3 protein-coding genes are annotated in these 4,953 nt (G+C 71.3%); 1 reads left to right on the top strand and 2 read right to left on the bottom strand.

Annotated elements, in window-relative coordinates; translation table 11 throughout:
• On the bottom strand, positions 1 to 1,506 hold a 1,506-nt coding region (locus I0C86_RS38895), incomplete at its 3' end, for a hypothetical protein (RefSeq protein ID WP_196206317.1).
• Between the two features lie 81 nt (positions 1,507 to 1,587).
• Positions 1,588 to 3,039 (bottom strand): GTPase HflX, encoded by a 1,452-nt coding sequence (gene hflX, locus I0C86_RS38890; protein ID WP_196206316.1) that lies wholly within the window; start codon positions 3,037 to 3,039, stop codon positions 1,588 to 1,590.
• A 494-nt stretch (positions 3,040 to 3,533) separates the two neighbouring features.
• Here hflX and I0C86_RS38885 point away from each other — a divergent pair.
• A partial coding sequence (locus I0C86_RS38885; RefSeq protein WP_196206315.1) for an NAD-dependent malic enzyme occupies positions 3,534 to 4,953 on the top strand: 1,420 nt, incomplete at its 3' end.

The following is a 4,953-nucleotide window of genomic DNA, read 5'->3' as shown; positions in this document are numbered from 1 at the left end:
GGGGCGCCCCGATGGAGGCGGGCCACCAGCGGCCGGAGTTCCGCCGTACACCCCGCCACCGCCCCCGCCGCCGGAAGGCCGTCCGGCAGGACGTCCTGACGGCCGTCCGCCGCCGTACGTCCCACCGCCACCGGCGGGCTGCTGACCGCCGTAGACGCCGCCACCGGCCGGCTGGCCACCGTAGACGCCGCCGGCCGGTCTGCCCCGCCCGGCCGGCTCGTAGTCGTCGGCCGGGCGGTCGCTGCGGTAACCGTCGCCATAACCGCCGGCCTGCGGTGGTCCCCAGTTCGACCCGTCACCGTTGTCGTACCCCGATCGCCGGGCATCCTGATCGTCGCCCGGCACGGCTCCCCGGCCGGCCCTCGGATCGTTGTCGTCGCCGTCCGGACCGGCGGCTCCCAGCCCGTCCTCCCGGGGGCGGCGCCGGGCCCGCACGATCCCGAAGATGCCGAGACCGACGAGTACGGCGCCGATGACGCCGACCGCGGCGATGAGGTACGTGATGTCGTCCAGGGTCAGCGAGTCGGTCCAGGACTTCTCGGCCTTCTTCGTCCCGCCCGCTCCCCCTTCCGCCGCTGCCGCCGCCACGACCTTGGCCGGGGTGTAGCTCAGGATCGTCACGTCCGTCTCCTCGTCGATCGAGGCGACGTCGGAAACGGTCAGGAAGGTCTTGCCGTCGGCGGTGTACGCGATCGCCTCGCCGAACGGATCCGCCAGCGGGGTCATCCGGGGCGTACCGCCGGTCAGCGTCTTGACGAAGTCGTTGTCCTTGACGTCCCACTCGAACGCGTCCGCGTAGGTACGCAACGCGATCCGGGTACCGTCCGGTGACCGGGCCGCTCCGGTGATGGTCAGCCGGCCCGCCGGACCGAACCGGTTGGCGGTGGTGGACTTGGGCAGGGTGATCTCGCCGGCCTTGGCCAGCGGCACACCCTCGGAGTTGCCCTTCTTCAGTGCTTCGGAGGGCCGGAAGATCTCCGCCTTGCCGGTCGTCTTGGTGATGATCAGCGGCACGCCGTCGGCCCCGATCAACAGGGCCTCGGCGTCGTGTCGCTTGTTGCCGGGGAAGACCAGTCGGTGCAGCGCGGGCTTGGCGGTGCCGGCGACCGGCATGCTCCAGAGCACGACGCTGGTCCGGCGCTCGGTGCCGTTGTCGCCGATGTCCGCGATCCAGACCGTCTTGTTGTCCGGGGAGATCGCGAGATCCTCCGGGTCACGCGGGCTGCTGGGGTACGCGACCGCCTTCTTGACCTTGCACTTGCTGTCCAGCAGGAAGACCCGCTCCCGGTCGGGATCCTCGCTGCCGTCGTTGACCGCCACGTAACCGCCCGAGGCGCCGACCAAGCCGGAGAGCTCGGTCAGGCGCTCGTCGGGGATCGTGCAGACCTTTTTGCCGGCAGCGGCGGAGGCCGCGACAGCTCCGAAGCCAAGGCTCGCCCCGACCAGGCCAAGGCTCGACCCGAGCACGCCGGAGGCAACCAGCACGGAAGAGAGGACTCGCCGCATCCGACCAGTGTCGCATGCTGTCGCCGTTAACCGGGGAGGCGGCGTGATCAACCCGACGTTATCGGGCAAAGGCGGGACCGGTCATCCCGCTACCTCCCGGTACGGCGCCAACTCCGCAGCAAGCGCCTCGTCCACCCGTACGTGCAGTTTCGTCCCCTCCGGCAGGTGTGCGGTACCGAGCACCTCGCCCCGCCGGTGCACCCGGGCGACCAGGTCACCCCGGTCGTACGGCAGGACCGCCCGCACCTCGACCGCCGGACGGGGCAGCCGGGCCTCGATGGCCGCCCGCGCGTCCTCGATACCCCGGCCGGTACGGGCCGAAACGAAGATCGCCTCTGGCCACGCTCGCTTGAGCCGGAGCAGGGTCTCCTCGTCCGCCGCGTCGGACTTGTTGACCACCAGCAACTCGGGCAGCTTGTCGGCACCGACCTCGGCCAGCACCTCCCGGACCGCCCGCACCTGCTCCTCCGGGTCGGGGTGGGCGCCATCCACCACGTGCAACACGAGATCGGCGTCGGCCACCTCCTCGAGCGTGGAACGGAACGCCTCGATGATCTGGTGCGGCAGATGCCGAACGAACCCGACGGTGTCGGACAGCGTGTAGACCCGCCCGTCCGCGGCGTACGCCCGGCGGGTCGTCGGGTCCAGCGTGGCGAACAGCGAGTCCTCCACCAGTACACCGGCGTTGGTGAGCCGGTTGAGCAGGCTGGACTTGCCCGCGTTGGTGTAGCCGGCGATGGCCACACCCGGTACGCCGCTGCGGTGCCGACGGGCCCGCTTGGTGTAGCGCGCCGTCCGCATGTTCTTGATCTCGCGACGCAGCCGGGAGATCCGGATCCGGATCCGACGCCGGTCGGTCTCCAGCTTCGTCTCACCGGGACCGCGCAGTCCGACCCCGCCGCCCGCGCCGCCACCCCGGCCGCTACCGCCGGCCTGCCGGGACAGGCTCTCGCCCCAACCCCGCAGCCGGGGCAGCAGGTATTCGAGTTGGGCCAACTCGACCTGGGCCTTGCCCTCCTTGCTCTTGGCGTGCTGGGCGAAGATGTCCAGGATCAGTGCGGTCCGGTCGACGACCTTGACCTTGGTGCGCTGCTCCAGGTTGCGGAGTTGGGAAGGGGACAGCTCGCCGTCGCAGATCACCGTGTCCGCACCTGACGAAAGGACCACGGAACCGAGGTCGTCGACCTTGCCGCGACCGATGTAGGTGGCCGGGTCGGGCCGGTTACGGCGCTGGATCAGCCCCTCGAGCACCTGCGAACCGGCCGTCTCGGCGAGCGCGGCGAGCTCGGTCAGGGAGTTCTCCGCGTCGGTCACCGTGCCGTCCGTCCAGACGCCGACCAGAACCACCCGCTCCAGCCGGAGCTGCCGGTATTCGACCTCGGTGACGTCCGCGAGTTCGGTCGACAGGCCCGCGACGCGGCGGAGCGCCTGCCGGTCCTCCAGTTCCAGCTCGCCGCTGGTGACATCGCCGCCGATGATGATGGCGTCGGGGTCCTCATCCGCCAGCCGAACGAAGCTTTCCTGGTCTCGCAAGCGTTCCTCCTGATCTCCGTCGCTGTCCCGCGACAGCTCCGTCCTGTCCCGGCGTCCTCGCCGCCGTCCCGGGCTCCTCGCCGCGGGCAGGGCCCACCGGGCCGCGACACCGTCGCGCACCTCGTGTCCAACGCCCTGTTGCCGCCGAGGATTCCGTAACCCTCGCGGCACCGGAGGGACTCTGGTCACCCTTTGCGCCCATTGGTGCCACTGTGCGCTCTGGTGCCAATCAATCGTGACATGCCCGTCCCGCAGGCGCACCCGCTATATGCCGCCCGACTGGTCGGTCGGTCCTCCGGCCGCCGTCGCGGCGTACCGGCGCCCCGGGGTACCACCCAGCTCAGGGCTGGCGTCGGCGGCTGTTCCAGGGCGGCCTAGGGTGGTCCCCGGTCGTCCGCTGGCGACCTACGCCGGCCCGGGCGATGGCTCCCCCGGGCCACAGGTCAGAATGCTGACGGCGGCAGCGAGGCCGCAGAACGACGACGGAGGACCACGTGGCGATCACGCGACTGCCGAGTGCCGGATTCTCGATCACCATCCGGATAAGCGTGACGGCGGACGCCTCGGCCATCGGCCGACTCACCACCTGCGTCGGCGAGGCCGGCGCCATCGTGACCGCGCTCGACGTGGTCGACTCCGACCCGACCACCGTGATCGTCGACCTGACCTGCGACACCGCCGACGCGTCCCACGCGGACCAGGTGGTCGAGGCGTTGACCGCGCTGGACGGGGTGGACGTCCGGAAGGTGTCGGACCGGACCTTCCTGCTCCACCTCGGCGGCAAGATCGAGGTGACCCCGAAGGTGTCTCTCCGCAACCGGGACGAGCTGTCCCGGGCGTACACCCCGGGAGTGGCCCGGGTCTGTCTCGCGATCGCGGAGAACCCGGACGACGCGCGGCGGCTGACCATCAAGCGGAACACCGTGGCGGTGGTCACCGACGGTTCGGCCGTACTGGGACTGGGCAACATCGGCCCGGCGGCGGCACTGCCGGTGATGGAGGGCAAGGCCGCCCTCTTCAAGCGCTTCGGCGGCGTGGACGCCTGGCCGGTGGTGCTGGACACCCAGGACCCGGACGAGATCGTCGCCATCGTGCGGGCGATCGCCCCCGGATACGGCGGGATCAACCTGGAGGACATCGCCGCGCCGCGCTGCTTCGAGATCGAGAACCGGCTGCGCGAACTGCTGGACATTCCGGTCTTCCACGACGACCAGCACGGCACCGCGATCTGCGTACTGGCCGCGCTCACCAACGCGCTGCGCGTCGTGGGCAAGAAGCTCGCGGATGTCCGGGTGGTCGTCTCCGGGGCCGGTGCCGCCGGCACGGCGATCATGAAACTGCTGCTCCGCCAGGGCGTCGGCGACATCATCGCGTACGACCGCCAGGGCGCCCTGCACCGCGGGCTGCCCGATCTCAACCCCGCCTGGCAGTGGCTGGCCGAGAACACCAACTCGGGCGGCTTCTCCGGTGACCTGCGCGCGGCGCTGCGCGGCGCGGACGTCTTCATCGGAGTCAGCGCCCCCAACCTGCTCACCGGCGACGACATCGCCGCCATGGCGCCGAACTCGATCGTCTTCGCGCTGGCCAACCCGGATCCGGAGGTGGACCCCAGGGAGGCGCGCAAGCACGCCGCCGTGGTCGCCACCGGCCGGTCGGACCAGCCGAACCAGATCAACAACGTGCTCGCGTTTCCCGGTGTCTTCCGGGGCATGCTCGACGCGCACGCCGAGGAGTTCACCGAGGAGATGGCGATCGCCGCCGCCCGGGCCATCGCGGACGCGGTCGGCGCCGAGAAGCTCAACCCGACGGTGATCGTGCCGAGCGTGTTCGACTCCCGGGTGGCCCCGGCGGTCGCCGCCGCGGTCCGGGCCGCCGCACACGCGCCGGCCCCCGCGCCGGCCGCCGACCCCGGTC

The organism is Plantactinospora alkalitolerans, assembly GCF_015690345.1.
Classification (GTDB): domain Bacteria; phylum Actinomycetota; class Actinomycetes; order Mycobacteriales; family Micromonosporaceae; genus Plantactinospora; species Plantactinospora alkalitolerans.
Note: the sequence above shows the minus strand (reverse complement) of the source record. Positions and strands in the feature narration are given on the sequence as shown.